Origin of the sequence: Aeromonas sp. sif2433 (assembly GCF_019218705.1) — a bacterium.
Taxonomy (GTDB): Bacteria; Pseudomonadota; Gammaproteobacteria; order Enterobacterales; family Aeromonadaceae; genus Aeromonas; species Aeromonas encheleia.
Map to the genome: position 1 here is coordinate 30,884 of NZ_JAHUXD010000013.1, position 17,414 is coordinate 48,297.

Below are 17,414 nucleotides of genomic sequence, written 5' to 3' on the forward strand. Positions count from 1 at the left end.
TGGACGAGCTGGAGGGTGGGTCATGAGGATATCTGCCGTCTGGTGCCTCTGCACGACATCCAGAGTCAGCCCCAAGCCGTCGCCGTCATACTGAGCGGCGCCTTCACAAACCGGTGACCGATCTTACCAGGCGAGATTTTCCAGGCTCAGGAGATCCAGCATGCTGCCGGCTCGCTTCCATTCGAAGCTCTGATTGGCACCACCAAAACACTCGGCCAGCCGCAGCGGCACCGCGGGCTTGTGGCGGCTGCCGGCCACATCCAGACACAGGGAGGCCTGCCGATTGAACAGCCGATCGTCCTGCCACTGCCATTGACGGCTGCCATCCTGGCAGTCCGCCATGGCGAGCTCATCAGCGCCGTTGGCAACCAGACAACGCTGGGCCAGCTGCAGGGCCCCCACATCCCAGCTGAACTGCTGGCTTGGGCTCTGATCACAGGGCTGGGTCAGCAGCGTCCCCTGCTCGCTCAGGGTCACGCAGAATCCGCCGCTGGTCACGATCGTGGCCGGCGCTGCCGCCATGGACGACTTGGGCGCGGCAGCCATCAGGAGATCCTTCGGCTTGGGTTGCAACGCACAACCGCCGAGCAGCAGAGCCGCCAGGGCGAGCACGCAGGAGTGAAGGGTAAAGGTATGGTGGTGCATATCGCCTGTGCCTGGATGTGTTCGAGGATGTCCACTGTCTCGTGGCTCTGGCGCCCAGCATAACGGACTCGAGACGAGCAGACGCCAACAGAAGTGTAATAAGACGTGACAGGACGCTGGCAGGCAAGGCTGAAAAGCAAAAACCCCGCCGAAGCGGGGTTTTCATAATGTGGTCGGTGATAAAGGATTCGAACCTTTGACCCTCTGGTCCCAAACCAGATGCGCTACCGGGCTGCGCTAATCACCGATGGGGTACTTCTTAAAACACAAAGACGACCAGACGGTCATCCTCGTCATACAGCAAGTATGGTGCGAAGAGAGGGACTCGAACCCTCACACCCGGGGGGCACTAACACCTGAAGCTAGCGCGTCTACCAATTCCGCCACCTTCGCATACCTGACAAGCTGTAAAATGGGGTGGCTGATGGGGCTCGAACCCACGACAACCGGAATCACAATCCGGGACTCTACCAACTGAGCTACAGCCACCACAGCTGTTTTCGTTCCACAACAACGCCCGTTTAACCGGCACACTTATGATGGTGCGCCCGACAGGATTCGAACCTGTGACCTCTGCCTCCGGAGGGCAGCGCTCTATCCAGCTGAGCTACGGGCGCTACGCTGTCGAACGGGGCGGATTATTAATGATGGCGCCCACCTTGTCTACTCTTTTTTTATTGCGATGAATCAAGCGCTTGTTTTTCAATCACTTCGTACAGTTTTATGCCACTTCTCGCCGTCTGGGACCGAAATGACATCCCTCTGTTACGGTTCTGTACCCTTTGTGGGGGGGAAACGGGTTCAGTCACTTGACTTGGCTTCTTCCCTACCTAGAATGAATGAACGTTCATTCAGCCGATATAGTCACAGGGTCATGAATAAGAAAGAGCGCATCTTCGATGCGGCCTACGAGGTGCTCGGCGAGCAGGGCTTCTATGGCCTGTCCATCGCCGTGGTCGCCAAGAAAGCCAGGGTGGCAGCAGGCACTATCTACCGTTACTTCAGTGACAAGGATGACCTGATCCGCCAGCTATATCAGCACACCATCCTCAAGTGTCATCCCCGGATCATGGAGGGGGTGCAGATTGAGGAGGTGTCATATCGGCAGTATCGGCGCCTGTGGCTCAACATCAATGCCATTTTTGCCAATGAACCCAATGCACTCAAATGCAAATTACAGTACGAAAGTTCTCCATTGGGGGCTGAACTGGAACGGAATCCGGTCATAATGGCGACGTGGGCGCCACTTGAGCGCTTCTTCGAACAGGGACGCCAACAAGGATTGTTTATCGATTTACCCGTCCGGGCGCTGCAGGTGCTGAGCCTGGACTGTGTGGCAAACATGGCTCTACAACGCCAGTTCCATCCCTTTGTATTGACGCAGGAACAGCTGGAGACAGTGGTCAAGGCCAGCTGGAATGCCATTTTAAACCCTAATTTTTCCATCACAGGAGCCTGTTCATGAAAAAGTGGATGGCCATCATGTTGCTGATAGCACTCGCCCTGTTTGGCAGTGTCATCGGTTTCAATATGTTCAAACAGAAGAAGATTGCCGAGTTCATGGCCAACCGACCCGAGCCAGAATTCCCGGTGACCGCCACGGTGACCAAGGCGCAGGATTGGATACCCACCATAGAAGCGATCGGTTTCATCGAGCCTTATCAGGGGGTCACCCTCTCCAGCGAGCTGGCGGGCACCATCGACAAGATCAGCTTCGAATCCGGCGCCCAGGTCAAGGCGGATCAGCTGCTGCTGAGCCTGGACTCCGGCGTGGAGAAAGCCAATCTGCAATCTTCACAAGCCAAGCTGCCGGCGGCCCGGGCCAAGTTCGAGCGCTACCAGAACCTGTACCAGAAGAACTCCATCTCCCGGGATCAACTGGACGATGCCGAGGCCAGCTACCGCTCGCTGGAAGCCGACATCGAGAGCCTGAAGGCCACCATCACCCGTCGTGAGCTCCGAGCCCCCTTCGGTGGTGTCGTGGGTCTGCGCAACGTCTTCCTCGGTCAGTATCTGGAGCCAGGTTCCGAGATAGTGCGACTGGAAGACACCAGCGTGATGCGTCTGCGCTTCACCGTGCCCCAGACCGACATCTCCAAGATTTCCCTTGGCCAGGTCATCAAGATCAACGTGGATGCCTATCCCCAGGCCCAGTTTGACGGTCAGATCACCGCCATCGAGCCGGCGGTCAACTACCAGAGCGGCCTGATCCAGGTGCAGGCAGACATCCCGAACAACGAGGGTCAGCTTCGCTCCGGCATGTTCGCCCGTGCCAGCATCATCCTGCCCACGGTGAAAGATCAGATAGTGATCCCGCAATCCGCCATCTCCTTCACCCTGTATGGCGAGAACGTCTATGTCATTCACGCAGCAGACGGTGCGAAACGCGCCAAGCAGGTGGTGATCAAGGCGGGTGAGCGTCGCGGCAATGACGTCCATGTGTTGTCAGGCATCAAGGCTGGCGACGAAATCGTGCTGTCGGGTCAGGTTCGCCTGAGCAACGATACCAAGGTGCGCGTGGTCGACAACGATGCCCTTGCCGTTCCGGCACAAACCCCGATGCTGTAAGCGCGGAGATCTGCGATGCGATTTACTGACACATTTATAAAAAGGCCCGTGCTGGCGATCTCGCTCAGCTTCCTGATAGCCCTGCTGGGCTTCCAGGCCATCTTCAAGATGCAGGTGCGGGAATATCCTGAGGTGATCAACACCGTGATCACGGTCAGCACCAGCTACTACGGTGCCAGTGCCGATCTGATCCAGGGCTTCATCACCCAGCCGCTGGAGCAGGCGGTCGCGCAAGCCGACAACATCGACTTCATGACCTCCTCCAGCCAGCTGGGCAGCTCCACCGTGACGGCTTACATGAAGCTGAACACCGACCCCAACGCCGCCTTGTCCGACATCCTGGCCAAGGTCAACTCGGTACGTTCCCAGCTGCCGAAAGAGGCGGAAGACCCCTCGGTCACCTCCTCCACCGGCTCCACCACGGCGGTGCTCTACATGGGCTTCACCAGCCCTGAGCTGAACTCCAGCCAGATCACCGACTACCTGGAACGGGTCATCAAGCCCCAGCTGTTCACCGTCGGCGGTGTCTCCAAGATCGATCTCTATGGCGGGGTCGAGTTTGCCCTGCGGGTATGGCTGGATCCGGCCAAGATGGCGGCCTTCGACCTGACCTCCAGCGACGTGATGACGGTGCTCAACAGCAACAACTATCAGTCGGCCACCGGTCAGGCGACCGGTTATTTCACCCTGTTCAACGGCAACGCCGAGACCCAGGTCAGCGGCACCGACGAGCTCAAGCGTCTGGTGGTGGCGACCCGCGACAGCAAGGTGATCCGTCTCTCCGACATCGCCAAGGTGTCGCTGGAGAAGAGTCACGACATCTATCGCGCCAGCGCCAACGGCCGCGAGGCCGTGGTACTTGCCATCAACGCAGCGCCGACCGCCAACCCCATCAACATCGCCCACGATGTGCTGGAGATGCTGCCGAGCCTGAAGAGCAACATGCCGAGCACCATGCAGGTCAACATCCTGTATGACTCCACCATCGCCATCAACGAGTCCATCCACGAGGTAATCAAGACCATACTGGAGGCGGCCGCCATCGTACTGGTGGTGATCACCCTGTTCCTCGGCTCGTTCCGGGCCGTCATCATCCCCATCATCACCATCCCGCTGAGCCTGATCGGCGTGGTGATGATGATGGATCTGTTCGGCTTCTCGATAAACCTGATGACCTTGCTGGCCATGGTGCTGGCGATCGGTCTGGTGGTGGATGACGCCATAGTGGTGCTGGAGAACGTCGACCGCCACATCAAGGAGGGGGAAGAACCGTTCAGGGCCGCCATCATCGGTACCCGGGAGATCGCCGTGCCGGTCATCGCCATGACGGTGACCCTGGCCGCGGTGTACGCGCCTATCGCCCTGATGGGGGGCATCACCGGCTCCCTGTTCAAGGAGTTCGCGCTCACCCTGGCGGGGGCGGTGTTCGTCTCCGGCATCATAGCCCTGACCCTGTCGCCCATGATGTGCTCCAAGATGCTCAAGGCCAACGAGACACCGAACAAGTTCGAGAGCACTGTGCATCACCTGCTGGATCGGATGACGGACCGCTACGATCGCATGCTGCATGCGGTCATGCAGCACCGCATCGTGGTCATACTGTTCGCCGTCATCGTGTTCGGCAGCCTGCCGCTGCTGTTCAAGTTCATCCCGAGCGAGCTGGCCCCGTCCGAGGATAAGGGCGTTATGGCCGTGCTGGGGACGGCGCCGTCCAATGCCAACCTGGACTACATCGAGAACACCATGCAGGACGTGAACAAGATCCTGGATGACCAGCCGGAAATTGCCTACTCCCAGGTCTTCTCCGGGGTGTTCAACGCCAACCAGGCCTTCGGCATCGCCTCCATGGTGCCCTGGAGCCAGCGTGAGGCAAGCCAGAAAGAGGTGCTGGATAGGGTCGCCGGTCTGGTGAAGGACATCCCAGGGATGGCCATCACCACCTTCCAGTTCCCCGAGCTGCCGGGTGCCTCGAGCGGTCTGCCCATCCAGTTCGTCATCACCACCCCGAACAGCTTCGAGAGCCTGTTCCTGATCGCGGGTGAGATGCTGGCGGCTACCCACGCCAACGGCCAGTTCGTCTATTCGGATCTCGATCTGAACTACGACTCGGCCACCATGAAGATCAAGATCGACAAGGACAAGGCCGGTGCCTACGGCATCACCATGCAGGACATAGGCACCACCATGGGTACCATGATGGCGGATGGCTACGTCAACCGCATCGATCTGGATGGCCGCTCCTACGAGGTGATCCCGCAGGTTGAGCGCAAGTTCCGCCTGAACCCTGAATCCATGAAGGGTTACTACGTGCGTGCCGCCGATGGCAAGTCGATCCCGCTCGGCAGCCTGATCAGCATCGAAGTGGTGGGTGAGCCCCGTGCCCTGCCCCACTTCAACCAGCTGAACTCGGCCACCATAGGCGCCGTACCGGCACCGGGTGTGGCCATGGGTGATGCGATCAACTGGTTCAAGACCACCGCCGAAGAGAAGCTGCCGCAAGGCTATCGCTACGACTTCATGGGGGAGGCTCGCCAGTTCGTGACCGAAGGCAACGCGCTCTACGCCACCTTCGCCCTGGCCCTTGCCATCATCTTCCTGGTGCTGGCGATCCAGTTCGAATCCGTGCGTGACCCCCTGGTGATCATGGTCTCGGTCCCGCTCGCCATCAGCGGCGCCCTGATCGCGCTGGCCTGGGGACTGGCCACCATGAACATCTACTCACAGGTCGGTCTCATCACGCTCGTTGGCTTGATTACCAAGCACGGCATCCTGATCTGTGAGGTGGCGAAGGAAGAACAGCTGCTGCACGGCATGAACCGGACACAGGCCGTGATGCAGGCCGCCAAGGTGCGACTGCGCCCGATCCTGATGACCACCGCGGCCATGATTGCGGGCCTCATCCCGCTGCTCTACGCCGCCGGCGCCGGCGCCGCCCAGCGCTTCAGCATCGGCATAGTGATAGTGGCCGGTCTGGCCATCGGCACCCTGTTCACCCTGTTCGTGCTGCCGGTGATCTACACCTATCTGGCCTCCGAACACAAACCGCTGCCGGAATTTGATGAATCCATTCCGTCCAAGGCGAAAGGGAGTCATTAAGGCTCAGCCAGCATGCATAAGGCCCCGCGAGGGGCCTTATTTTTATCCGTTTGATGACGCACGACATAAGTCTATGAAGCAGTTAAACTAAACGGCACTTTCTCCGGACCGCAAGGATGCCATGTCAGGGATCTTCTCCAAGGCCGTCGGCCGCAACGGGCTCTCCTACCGCCTGCTCTCCTACATTCTGATCTGCAGCACAGCGCTGGCCTTCATCATCACGGTGTTGCAGCTCGCCTGGGACTACAACAAGGATGTGACCGTCATCGAGGACAGCATCGACCAGATCGAAGCCTCCTTCCTGCAACCCATCTCCGCCAGCCTGTGGAACCTGGATGAGGAGCAGGTCAAGGTCCAGATCGAAGGCATCATGAACCTGCCCAACATGCAGTTCGTGATGGTCAAGGAGATGCTGGGCAACTCCGAGGTGCCGCTGCTGACCCAGGGGGTGGAGAAGGACCAATACGACATCTCCCGCGAGTTCAGCCTCACCTATCAGGGGGAAGTGGTCGGCAAGCTGTTCGTCGCCGCCTCGCTGGAGCAGATCTACCAGCGCCTGATCGAGAAATCCGTGCTGATCATGGTCAGCCAGACCATCAAGACCCTGGTCGTCTCTTTCTGCATCCTGATCATCATCTACTACCTGGTGATCCGTCATATCAACCGCATCGTCAGCTACGCCCAGAAACTGAGCCTGGATCGGCTGGCGGTGGAGCTGACCCTGGAAGGGCGCAGCCTGCCCCGCAAGAACCCCGACGAATTCGACTCCCTCGCCGCCACCCTCAACCAGATGCGCACCCGCCTGAACGATGAGTTCACGGCCCGCCATCAGGCGGTCGAGCAGCTGCAGCAGGAGCGGGACTTCTCCGCCACCCTGATCAACTCGGCCAACATGGTCATCTGCTGCATGGAGCCGGATCTCAACATCGCCAGCATCAATCCGGCGGCCATCCTGCTCACCGGCTATCACCATCAGGAGATACTGCAGCACAACTGGCTGGATCTGTTCGTCAGCAAGGAGCAGCGGGCGGAACTGGCAGAGATCCTGGCCAACCAGGGCTCCCTCGAAGACCGGGAGATCGTCATGCACGATCAGCAGGACCACGAACTCGTCCTGCAGTGGACCTTCGCCCCCTTCTACGAAGGCCCGAACCTCAAGTATTTGATTGGCTTCGGTTATGACATCACCCGCCTCAAGAAGGTGGAGCGGGAGATCATCTCCCTCAACGAACAGCTGGAGGGCAAGGTGGTCGAGCGCACCCGCAGCCTGAGCGATGCCAACGATCAGCTGGGCAAGGCCTACGACGAACTGAAGCGGGCCCAGCAGACCCTGGTGGAATCGGAGAAAATGGCCTCGCTGGGGTCGCTGGTCGCGGGGGTCGCCCACGAGATCAACACCCCCATCGGCATCAGCGTCACCGCCTCCTCCTACCTACAGGAGCGGGTGGCCGACTTCAAGCAGCACATCGAGGCCAAGCAGCTCTCGCGCTCCTACCTGACCGAGTTCACGGTCAACCTGGATGAATCCATGCAGCTGCTGCAGGGCAACCTGAGACGCGCCTCCGAGCTCATCGCCAGCTTCAAGCAGGTGGCGGTCGACCAGTCGTCCGAGGCGCGCTACAACTTCAGCCTGGCCGACAACCTGCATCAGGTGGTGGTCTCCCTTGGCCACAAGCTGAAGAAGGCCCAGTGCGAGGTCGACATCCAGTGCGATCCCAAGCTGACCATCTACTCCTTCCCCGGCAGCTTCACCCAGATCTATTCCAATCTCATCCTCAACTCCATCCACCACGGTTTCGATGACTGGGACAGGCCGAAGAAGATCACCATCAGGGTGGAGCAGCGGGAAGACGAGCTGACCATAGACTACAGCGACAATGGCCGCGGCATCCCGCCCGAGATACTGCCGCGCATCTTCGATCCCTTCGTCACCTCCAAGCGGGGTCAGGGGGGCAGCGGCCTCGGCACCCACATCATCTACAACCTGGTGGTGCAGCTGCTGCGCGGTCGCATTCACTGTGCCAGCGAGCTGGGCCAGGGAGCCCACTTCCATATCCGCCTGCCCACCCAGCATCACTGATGCCGAGGGGCTGTCGAGGTGTAGGCGTCCGCCGCTGAAACCTCGATAGACCCTACCTGGCTCTTGTGAGCCAGCCGCTTTATCCCCATCATGCTGTGATTGCATTCTTAACGAGCGGAGAACCTCGCAATGGCACAGCATTTTGACTATATCGCCATCGGCGGCGGCAGCGGCGGCATCGCCTCGGCCAACCGGGCAGCCATGTATGGCAAGAGAGTCGCCCTGATCGAAGCCAAGGCATTGGGGGGTACCTGCGTCAACGTCGGTTGTGTGCCCAAGAAGGCCATGTGGTATGCCGGCCAGATCGCCGATGCCCTGAGATACGGCGCCGACTACGGCTTCGACACCACCCTCAACCACTTCAGCTGGGCCAAGCTGGTCGAATCCCGCCAGGCCTATATCAGCCGCATCCACCAGTCCTATGAGAATGTGCTGGGCAAAAACCAGATCACCGTCATCAAGGGCTTCGCGCGCTTCGTCAACAGCAACACGGTCGAGGTGGATGGCGAGCACTACAGCGCCGACCACATACTGATCGCCACCGGCGGTCATCCCGAGGTGCCCACCATTCCCGGTGCCGAACTGGGTATAGATTCCGATGGGTTCTTCGCCTTGCAGGCACAACCCAAGCGGGTGGCCGTGGTGGGTGCCGGCTACATCGCCGTCGAGATCGCCGGCGTGATGCAGGCGCTCGGCAGCGAAACCCACCTGGTGGTGCGCAAGCAGGCGCCGCTGCGCAACTTCGACCCCATGATCCAGGAGACCCTGGTGGAGATCATGGCGCAGGAAGGGCCCAAGCTGCACACCCACGCCATCCCCAAGGCGGTGATCAAGAACGCCGATGACAGCCTGACCCTGCAGCTGGAAGATGGCCGCCACCTCACCGTCGACTGCCTGATCTGGGCCATTGGCCGGGCACCGGCGACCGACAGGCTGAACCTGGCGGCCACCGGCATAGCGCTCGATGCCAAGGGTTATATCCCGACCGACAAGTTCCAGAACACCTCGGTGGCCAATCTCTATGCGGTGGGTGACAACACCGGTCGCATCCAGCTCACGCCGGTCGCCGTCGCCGCCGGCCGTCGCCTGTCGGAGCGGCTGTTCAACAACAAGCCCAGCGAGCACCTCAACTACGATCTGGTGCCGACCGTGGTGTTCAGCCACCCGCCCATAGGCACCATAGGGCTGACCGAGCCGGAGGCCATCGCCGAGTACGGCGAGGGCCAGGTCAAGGTCTACCGCAGCCAGTTCACCGCCATGTATTCGGCGCTGACCCAGCACCGCCAGCCCACCCGTATGAAGCTGGTCTGTGTCGGTCAGGAGGAGAAGGTAGTCGGTCTGCACGGCATCGGCTTCGCCATGGACGAGATACTGCAAGGCTTCGGCGTGGCCATGAAGATGGGTGCCACCAAGGCGGACTTCGACAACTGCGTGGCCATTCATCCCACCAGCGCGGAAGAATTTGTCACCATGCGCTAAGAAAGGGGACGCTGGCTGCACATCAGTCGCCAGCCTCCACCACTGCGTTGCCGTTCTCATCCCACCAGCGGAAGAGTTCGTGACCATGCGCTAGCGGCATCCCGCCCCTCAAAAACCCGGCCAAGGCCGGGTTTTTTCTATCCTGTCGCTCAGTAACCCCCGCTTTTTACGCCGATTTTACGCCCGTCATCGGGCGCTTTATGGCGCCTTTACGCCCCTTCTTCATACCCTTGAGACGTCAATTACAGCCAAGGGGTCGATGTGGTTTTACATCGGTTTTCGGCGCTAATCATCTCAACGGAGTCGTTATGAATTGGCTATATCTGCTGCTGGTCCTCGCCCTGCTGGGTTATCTGCTGCGTGCGTTAACGCGCAGCCACGAGTGAGGGACTTGAAGATGCGGCAAGTAATTATCCATCCGGTGGCCTGCGGGCAGCCGGGCCTCGCGGGCTATCCAATGCGTGCACTGATGCACAGTGACCACGAGTGAGGGATCCAATATGTGGCAAGAAATAATCTATCCGGTGGCCTTCGTGCTGCTGGTGCTGCTGCCGGCACCCCTGCTCGGCAACTACATGTACAAGGTGTTCGAGGGGCAGAGTCGCTGGCTATCCCCCATCGAGCGAGCGACTATGGCCTGTTGCGGCACCGATGGCCGGGAGCAGGACTGGAAGTCCTACGCCCTCAGCCTGCTGGCCTTCAACGGCGCCGGCTTCGGCCTGCTGTTCCTGATCCTGATGGCGCAAGGCCTGCTGCCCCTCAACCCGCAGCAACTGCCCGGCCTGAGCTGGCAAATGGCCTTCAACACCGCGGTCAGCTTCATGACCAATACCAACTGGCAAGCCTATTCCGGTGAGGCCAGCCTCTCCTACTTCAGCCAGATGGTGGGGCTCACCACCCAGAACTTCGTCTCCGCCGGGACAGGCGCGGCCGTCGCCATCGCCTTGTTCCGCGGCATAGCCCGCCAGCAAACCACCCACCTTGGCAACTTCTGGCAGGATCTGGTGCGCTTCTGCCTCTATGTGCTGCTGCCGATGGCGCTGATCATGGCGCTGCTGCTGGTGTGGCAGGGCGTGCCCCAGACGCTGTCGGCCTATCTGCCGTTCCACAGCCTGGAAGGTCAGGAACAGCTGCTGCCGCTCGGCCCTGCCGCGTCCCAGATCGCCATCAAGCAGCTCGGCTCCAACGGCGGCGGCTTCTTCGGCATCAACTCGGCCCACCCGTTCGAGAACCCGACCGCCCTGACCAACTGGCTGGAGATGGTCGCCCTGCTCACCATAGCCGCCGCCATGGTCTGCACCCTGGGCCGCTACGTGAAGGACCTGGCCCACAGTCGCGCCATCCTCATCGCCATGACCATCATGCTGGTGCTGGGGCTCTGCCTCTCCCTCTCCCAGGAGATAAAGCCGGATCCCGCCCTCGCTCACCTCACCACTCAGATGGGCAACTGGGAAGGCAAGGAGAGCCGCTTCGGCCCAGTGCTCTCCAGCATCTGGGAAGTGGCGACCACGGCCGCCTCCAACGGCTCGGTCAACGCCATGCACGACAGCTTTGCCCCGCTCGGCGGCATGGTCGGCATGATCAACATGCTGCTGGGTGAAGTGGTGTTTGGCGGCGTAGGTGCCGGTATCTACGGCATGATGCTGTTCGTGCTGCTGACCGTGTTCCTGTGTGGCCTCATGGTGGGTCGCACCCCGACCTATCTGGGCAAGCGCCTCGGCATCACCGAGATGAAGTGGGTGGTCGCCAGCATGCTGGTGATGCCGGTCGGGGTATTGGTGATCGGTGGCGTGACCCTGCTGATGCCGGATGCCGCCACCGTCATCGGTCACGACGGCCCCCACGGCCTGTCACGGCTGATCTATGCCTACGCCTCGGCTGCCGGCAACAACGGCTCCGCCTTCGCCGGCTTTGCCGCCGCCGATAGCTGGCAGTGCATCGCCATCGGCCTGGCCATGCTGCTCGGCCGCTTCGGTTACATCATCCCTGTGCTGGCCATCGCCGGCCAGCTCGCCCGCGCCCCGCGCCAGGAGACGGGTGAAGGTGACTTCCCGATCCGGGGGCCACTGTTTATTACCTTGCTGATCATCACAGTACTGCTGATTGGCGGCCTCTCCTTCCTGCCACTGCTGGCACTGGGACCGGTGGCCGAACATCTGAGCCTGATACAGGGAGCTTTCTAATGAGCAAGTCCATCTCCATGACAGCCCGCACCAACAAGGTGAAGGCCAAGAAACAGCGCTCACAAATTGTGCAAGCCATGGTCGAGGCGCTCTATCGCTTCAACCCAAAGGCACTGTTTGGCAGCCCAATACTGTTCACCCTCTGGCTGGCCGCCGTGATGGCGACCGTGGAATCCCTGCTGGGCCAACCCCTGTCGGGAGTAGCCCCCAGCCTGGCCTGGCAGCTGACCGCCTGGCTCTGGCTGACCCTCTGGTTTGCCAACTTCGCCGAAACCCTGGCCGAGGGCCGTGGCAAGGCGCGCGCCGACAGCCTGAAGGCGGGCATGAGCCAGCTCAGGGCCCGCAAGGTCAGCGATCCTCGCGATGGACAGGGGGAATGGGTGCCGGCCACCAGCCTGCTGAAGGGGGATCTGGTGCTGGTGCGCAGCGGCGAGATGATCCCGGCCGACGGTGAGGTGGTGGCCGGCATCGCCTCGGTCAACGAGGCCGCCATCACCGGCGAATCCGCCCCCGTCATCCGCGAGTCCGGCACCGACCGCAGCGGCGTGACCGGCAACACCACAGTGGTCTCCGACGAGATCTGGGTAAAGGTCAGCAACAATCCGGGGGAAAGCACGCTGGAGCGGATGATTGCGCTGGTCGAAGGGGCCAAGCGCCAGAAGACCCCGAACGAGATGGCACTCGATGCCCTGCTGGTGGGGCTGACCCTGATCTTCCTGCTGGTGGTCGCCACCCTGCCCTGGTTCCTCGACTACAACGGTACCCAGGTGCCGAGGCTCTACCTGATAGCCCTGTTCATCACCCTGATCCCGACCACCATAGGCGGCCTGCTCTCCGCCATCGGCATCGCCGGCATGGACCGGCTGGTGAAGCTGAACGTGATCGCCAAGTCGGGTCGTGCAGTGGAGGCCGCCGGTGACGTGCGAACCCTGCTGCTGGACAAGACCGGCACCATCACCTTCGGCAATCGCATGGCCGACGAGCTGATCCCGGCCCCCGGTGTGGATCCCGCCCTGCTGGCCCAGGCGGCCATGCTGGCCTCCCTCGGTGACAATACACCGGAAGGCAAGTCCATCCTGACCCTGGCCGGCAAGAGCATGGCCAAGCCGAGCCAACTGGAGAGTGACAAGTTGATCCCGTTCAGCGCCGAGACCCGGTTGAGCGGACTGGATCGCAACGGTCATCAATATCGCAAGGGGGCTGTGGATGCTGTGCTCAACTACCTCTCCCTCGCGCGCAAATCGGTGCCGGAGCCGGTCCTGAAGGCGGTCGACCACATCGCCCGCCAGGGCGGCACCCCGCTGCTGGTCTGCACCCAGGAGCAGTTGTTGGGGGTGGTGTTCCTCAAGGACATCATCAAACCCGGCATCAAGGCCCGCTTCCAGATCCTGCGCCACATGGGGATACGGACAGTGATGATCACCGGAGACAACCCGCTGACCGCCGCCGCCATCGCCGCCGAGGCCGGGGTGGATGACTTCATCGCCGAAGCCACCCCCGAGAAGAAGCTGGCCTATATCCGCCAGGAGCAGGCCGATGGCCGCCTGGTCGCCATGTGCGGCGATGGTGCCAACGACGCTCCGGCGCTGGCCCAGGCCGACGTGGGTCTGGCCATGAACGAAGGGACCCAGGCCGCCAAGGAGGCGGGCAACCTGGTGGATCTGGACTCCAACCCCACCAAGCTGCTGGACGTGGTGCTGGTGGGCAAGCAGTTGCTGGTGACCCGCGGGGCGTTGACCACCTTCTCCATCGCCAACGACGTGGCCAAGTACTTTGCCATACTGCCGGCCCTGTTCATCGCCGCCTATCCGCAGCTGGGTGCGCTGAACCTGATGCAGCTGGGCAGCCCGCAGAGCGCCATTCTGTCGGCCATCATCTTCAACGCCCTGATCATAGTGGCGCTGGTGCCGCTGGCCCTGCGCGGGGTCAGCCTGAAGGGATCCGCCGCCAGCCTGCTGCGCCGCAACCTGCTGATCTACGGCGTCGGTGGTCTGCTGGTCCCCTTCATCGGCATCAAGCTGATCGACTTGGTCATCACGGGCCTGGGTCTGGTGTAAGGGGACGCGATGCAGGTTGTGGAAGCGAGGACATCCATGGCCTGCTGGTGCCCCCCATTAATCAGCATCAAGCTGATCGACCTGATCATCATCGGCCTGGGGCTGGTGTAACGACGACATAGCGGGGTGCAAGCCTGGCCTGCACCCCATCAATCTGTTTGGAGCAAGAAAATCATGATAGCAATCAGAACCCTGCTGACCCTGACCCTGCTGCTGGGCGTCGGCTACCCGCTGGCGGTGACCGGGCTGGCCCAGCTGATGTTCCCCTGGCAGGCCAACGGCAGCCAGCTGACCAACGGCAAACAACAGCTGATCGGCAGTGCCCTGCTGGCGCAAAAATTCGAGCGAGCCGAGTACTTCCACTCCCGCCCCTCCGCCAGCGACTTCGCCACCCTAGGCGGTGGCGCATCCAATCTGGGCATGAGCTCACCGCTGCGGGCCGAGTTCGCCAAGGCAGAAGCCAAAGTGCAGGGCGGTGACCCCTCGCCAACCCTGCTGACCCGCTCCGCCTCCGGCCTGGATCCTCATCTGCCGCTGGATGCCGTACAGGCCCAGGTGGAGCGCATCGCCAAACGGCGTGGGCTGGATCCCGCCGCCTTGACGGAGCGGGTTCAGTCCGGGGCGCAAGCTGGTATCCTTGGCCCCCGGGTGGTCAACATTCTCCAGCTGAATCTCTGGCTAGATAAGGACAATGATGCGTGATGAGGTACGGGCCGACGCCTTGCTGGCGAGCCTGGAGCAGGAACACAAGGGCAAGCTGAAGGTCTTTCTCGGCGCCGCGCCCGGCGTCGGCAAGACCTACGCCATGCTGCAGGCGGTGCGGGAACAGGCAAGGGAAGGGGTCGATATCCTGATCGGGGTGGTGGAAACCCACGGCCGCCAGGAGACCCTGGCCCTGCTCGACAAGCTCGCCATCCAGCCGCGCAAGATCCATCTCCACCGCCAGCAACGGCTGGAGGAGATGGATCTGGATGCACTGCTCGAACGCAAACCCGCCATAGTAGTGGTGGATGAGCTGGCCCACAGCAACGCCCCGGGCAGCCGTCACGAGAAGCGCTGGCAGGATGTGGAGGAACTGCTCGGTGCCGGCATCGACGTCTACTCCACCCTCAACGTGCAGCACCTGGAGAGCCTCAACGATCTGGTGTGGCAACTGACCGGGGTCAGGGTCAAGGAGACACTGCCGGATCAGGTGCTGCTGGAAGCGGACAGCATCATACTGATAGACCTGCCCCCCAAGGAGCTGCTCGGCCGGCTCAAGGAGGGCAAGGTCTATGTGCCCCATCAGGCCAAGGCCGCCCTGCAATCCTTCTTCTCCCTCAACAACCTGACCGCCCTGCGCGAGCTGGCGATGCAGACGGCCGCCAGCCACGTGGAGGGGGATCTGCAACTGCAGTGGCAGGCGGCAGGCAAGACCACCCAGCCGCTGCGGGGCAAGCTGATGGTCTGCCTAGGCGATCAGCACGGCTCATCCCTGGTGCGCTACGGTCACCGCTTCGCCCAGCGCCGTCAGCTGCCCTGGCTGGTGGTCCACGTGGACAGCAAGGGACGCCGCACGGCCGAGCTGGAGCAGGCGCTGGCACTGGCCTCCCAGCTGGGGGCCAAGGTGTTGACCCTCTCCAGCCCAGCGGTCGCCGATACCCTGCTGGAGACAGCCGAACAGCAGCAGGTGTCGCAACTGCTGCTCGGCAAACCCCACAAGGCGCCCTGGCGCCGCTCCCTGGTGCAGCATCTGCTGAAACAGGCGCGGGGACTCGAGATCACCCTGGTCGACACCGAGAAACGCAAACCGAGCCTGGGACTGCATCCCTCGGATCCCAAGGATATTCGCCAGAGCCTGCTGGCCCTGCTGATCATGGGCATCACCTCGGCCACCGCCTGGGGTCTCTCCCACTGGCTGCCGCCCGCCTCCCTGCCACTGCTGTTCGTGCTGGGGGTGCTGGCCACGGCGCTCTCCACCAGCCTGGTGCCGGCTATCCTGGCGGCGGTGCTGGGCTTCGTCGCCCACAACCTGTTGTTCACCGCCCCCCACTTCTCCCTGAGCGTGGCCAGTCACAGCGATCTGCTCAACCTGTTCGTGCTGCTCATCGTCGGCATGGCGGCCGGGCGGCTCGCCTCCCGCCAGCGCCAGCAGCTGGTGGGCCTGCGCGAGACCCAGCAGCTCGGCAACGCCCTGCTCTCCCTCAGCCAGGGGCTGGCCACCGCCAGCAGCCCGGAAGAGGTGCTGCGGCAAGGCGCCCAGGCCATCTCGCGGGCCCTGGGCCAGCCCGTCTTCGCCCTCGATGAGGATTACCAGTACCGGGCGGGAGACGAGCAGAAGCCGCCGGGCCAGACCGACAAGGCGGCCATCGACTGGTGTCTGGCCCAGAAGCTGAGCGCCGGGGCCCACACCGCGACCCTCAACGCGGCCGAGGCCCAGTATCACCACCTCACCGACGAGCTGGTGCTGGGCATCCGGCTGAGCAACCCCCTCGCCTCCTCGGCCGAGCACCAGCTGCAGGCGCTGCTCACCGATATCCGCGCCGCCCTGGCCCGGATCGACCTGAACGAACGGCTGGCCGACAGCCAGCTGCAGGCGGAGACCGACAGGATGCGTGCCGCCCTGCTCTCCTCCGTCTCCCACGATCTGAAGACGCCGCTCGCGACCATCATGGGGGCCGGCAGCACACTGCTGGAATATGGTGACCGGATAAGCCCGGAGGATCGCAGCGAACTGCTGCATTCGGTGCAGGACGAGGCCCGTCGCCTGCACGGCTATGTGCAGAACCTGCTGGACATGACCCGCATCGGCTCGCCGGACTTCCAGCTGAAGCGGGACTGGGTCGATCTGGCCGATCTGGTGGAGAGTGCCCGCAAGCGGCTCGAATCCTCCTGGCGCCAGCACAAGCTGCTGATCCACTTCGATCAGCAGATCCCCCAGCTCTATGTGCACGGTGCCCTGATCGAGCAGGTGCTGGTCAACATCCTAGACAACGCCTCCCGCTACTCACCGGCCGGCACCCCCATCGAGTTCAAGGTGATGCTGGCCACGCCGGATCTCATCATCGACATCATCGACATCGGGGTCGGCATCGCCGAGTCGGATCGGGACAAGATCTTCAATCTGTTCTACACCCAGCCGGTCGGCGATTGCGGCAGCCGTGGCACCGGGCTTGGCCTCGCCATTTCCCGCGCTATGATAGAGGCTCATGGCGGCCGTATCTGGGCATTTTCCGGCCCCAACGGCAACGGCACCTGCATGCGCCTCTCCCTGCCGCTCGCTCTCAACTCACCGGAGGTGTGATGGATTGCATTCGTTGTACTGGC

Annotated in this window: 10 protein-coding genes and 4 tRNA genes; 9 read left to right on the top strand and 5 right to left on the bottom strand. The window is 62.0% G+C overall.

Going from position 1 to position 17,414, the window contains the following annotated elements; all coding sequences use genetic code 11:
* Positions 1 to 123 precede the first annotated feature (123 nt).
* The 5 genes from KW825_RS17680 to KW825_RS17700 form a co-directional block, all read right to left on the bottom strand.
* Positions 124 to 645 carry an RICIN domain-containing protein gene (locus KW825_RS17680; protein ID WP_218329934.1) on the bottom strand — a complete coding sequence of 174 codons (522 nt, stop codon included), beginning with the start codon at positions 643 to 645 and terminating at the stop codon, positions 124 to 126.
* 170 nt (positions 646 to 815) lie between these two features.
* Positions 816 to 892: transfer RNA gene (locus KW825_RS17685), tRNA-Pro, on the bottom strand.
* 60 nt (positions 893 to 952) lie between these two features.
* Positions 953 to 1,038 (bottom strand) — tRNA-Leu (locus KW825_RS17690).
* Positions 1,039 to 1,058: 20 nt separating this feature from the next.
* Positions 1,059 to 1,134, bottom strand: a tRNA-His gene (locus KW825_RS17695).
* A 51-nt stretch (positions 1,135 to 1,185) separates the two neighbouring features.
* Positions 1,186 to 1,262 (bottom strand) — tRNA-Arg (locus KW825_RS17700).
* A gap of 257 nt (positions 1,263 to 1,519) precedes the next feature.
* Here KW825_RS17700 and KW825_RS17705 point away from each other — a divergent pair.
* The 9 genes from KW825_RS17705 to KW825_RS17745 all read left to right on the top strand — a co-directional run bounded on the left by KW825_RS17705 (position 1,520) and on the right by KW825_RS17745 (position 17,391).
* A complete protein-coding gene (locus KW825_RS17705) occupies positions 1,520 to 2,110 on the top strand; it encodes a TetR/AcrR family transcriptional regulator (protein ID WP_042651548.1) in 591 nt (196 codons plus the stop codon).
* The gene (locus KW825_RS17710) at positions 2,107 to 3,213 is read left to right on the top strand and encodes an efflux RND transporter periplasmic adaptor subunit (protein ID WP_218292574.1); all 1,107 of its coding nucleotides are present in this window, start codon (positions 2,107 to 2,109) and stop codon (positions 3,211 to 3,213) included. The genes KW825_RS17705 and KW825_RS17710 overlap by 4 nt, the downstream gene beginning before the upstream one ends.
* Positions 3,214 to 3,228: 15 nt before the next feature.
* Positions 3,229 to 6,309, top strand: coding sequence for a multidrug efflux RND transporter permease subunit (locus tag KW825_RS17715; protein ID WP_218329935.1), 3,081 nt, complete (start codon positions 3,229 to 3,231; stop codon positions 6,307 to 6,309).
* A gap of 121 nt (positions 6,310 to 6,430) precedes the next feature.
* Positions 6,431 to 8,389: an ATP-binding protein gene (locus KW825_RS17720; protein ID WP_218329936.1), complete on the top strand. Its 1,959-nt coding sequence runs from the start codon at positions 6,431 to 6,433 to the stop codon at positions 8,387 to 8,389.
* A 129-nt stretch (positions 8,390 to 8,518) separates the two neighbouring features.
* Positions 8,519 to 9,868 carry a glutathione-disulfide reductase gene (gene gorA, locus KW825_RS17725; protein WP_218329937.1) on the top strand — a complete coding sequence of 450 codons (1,350 nt, stop codon included), beginning with the start codon at positions 8,519 to 8,521 and terminating at the stop codon, positions 9,866 to 9,868.
* Positions 9,869 to 10,368: 500 nt separating this feature from the next.
* A complete protein-coding gene (gene kdpA, locus KW825_RS17730; protein ID WP_218329938.1) occupies positions 10,369 to 12,051 on the top strand; it encodes a potassium-transporting ATPase subunit KdpA in 1,683 nt (560 codons plus the stop codon).
* Positions 12,051 to 14,108: a potassium-transporting ATPase subunit KdpB gene (kdpB, locus tag KW825_RS17735; RefSeq protein ID WP_218329939.1), complete on the top strand. Its 2,058-nt coding sequence runs from the start codon at positions 12,051 to 12,053 to the stop codon at positions 14,106 to 14,108. The genes kdpA and kdpB overlap by 1 nt, the downstream gene beginning before the upstream one ends.
* A gap of 174 nt (positions 14,109 to 14,282) precedes the next feature.
* Entirely contained in the window at positions 14,283 to 14,810 is a 528-nt protein-coding gene (locus KW825_RS17740) for a potassium-transporting ATPase subunit C (RefSeq protein ID WP_218329940.1), read from the top strand.
* Positions 14,803 to 17,391, top strand: a complete 2,589-nt coding sequence (locus tag KW825_RS17745; protein WP_218329941.1) for a sensor histidine kinase KdpD — start codon at positions 14,803 to 14,805, stop codon at positions 17,389 to 17,391. Before KW825_RS17740 ends, KW825_RS17745 begins: the two co-directional genes overlap by 8 nt.
* Positions 17,392 to 17,414: the final 23 nt, after the last annotated feature.

Coding starts and splice junctions, on each gene's coding strand:
- kdpB (WP_218329939.1), top strand. CDS start 12,051: ATGAGCAAGTCCATCTCCATGACAGCCCGCACCAACAAGGTGAAGGCC.
- KW825_RS17705 (WP_042651548.1), top strand. CDS start 1,520: ATGAATAAGAAAGAGCGCATCTTCGATGCGGCCTACGAGGTGCTCGGC.
- KW825_RS17715 (WP_218329935.1), top strand. CDS start 3,229: ATGCGATTTACTGACACATTTATAAAAAGGCCCGTGCTGGCGATCTCG.
- KW825_RS17710 (WP_218292574.1), top strand. CDS start 2,107: ATGAAAAAGTGGATGGCCATCATGTTGCTGATAGCACTCGCCCTGTTT.
- kdpA (WP_218329938.1), top strand. CDS start 10,369: ATGTGGCAAGAAATAATCTATCCGGTGGCCTTCGTGCTGCTGGTGCTG.
- KW825_RS17720 (WP_218329936.1), top strand. CDS start 6,431: ATGTCAGGGATCTTCTCCAAGGCCGTCGGCCGCAACGGGCTCTCCTAC.
- KW825_RS17680 (WP_218329934.1), bottom strand. CDS start 645: ATGCACCACCATACCTTTACCCTTCACTCCTGCGTGCTCGCCCTGGCG.
- KW825_RS17745 (WP_218329941.1), top strand. CDS start 14,803: ATGCGTGATGAGGTACGGGCCGACGCCTTGCTGGCGAGCCTGGAGCAG.
- gorA (WP_218329937.1), top strand. CDS start 8,519: ATGGCACAGCATTTTGACTATATCGCCATCGGCGGCGGCAGCGGCGGC.
- KW825_RS17740 (WP_218329940.1), top strand. CDS start 14,283: ATGATAGCAATCAGAACCCTGCTGACCCTGACCCTGCTGCTGGGCGTC.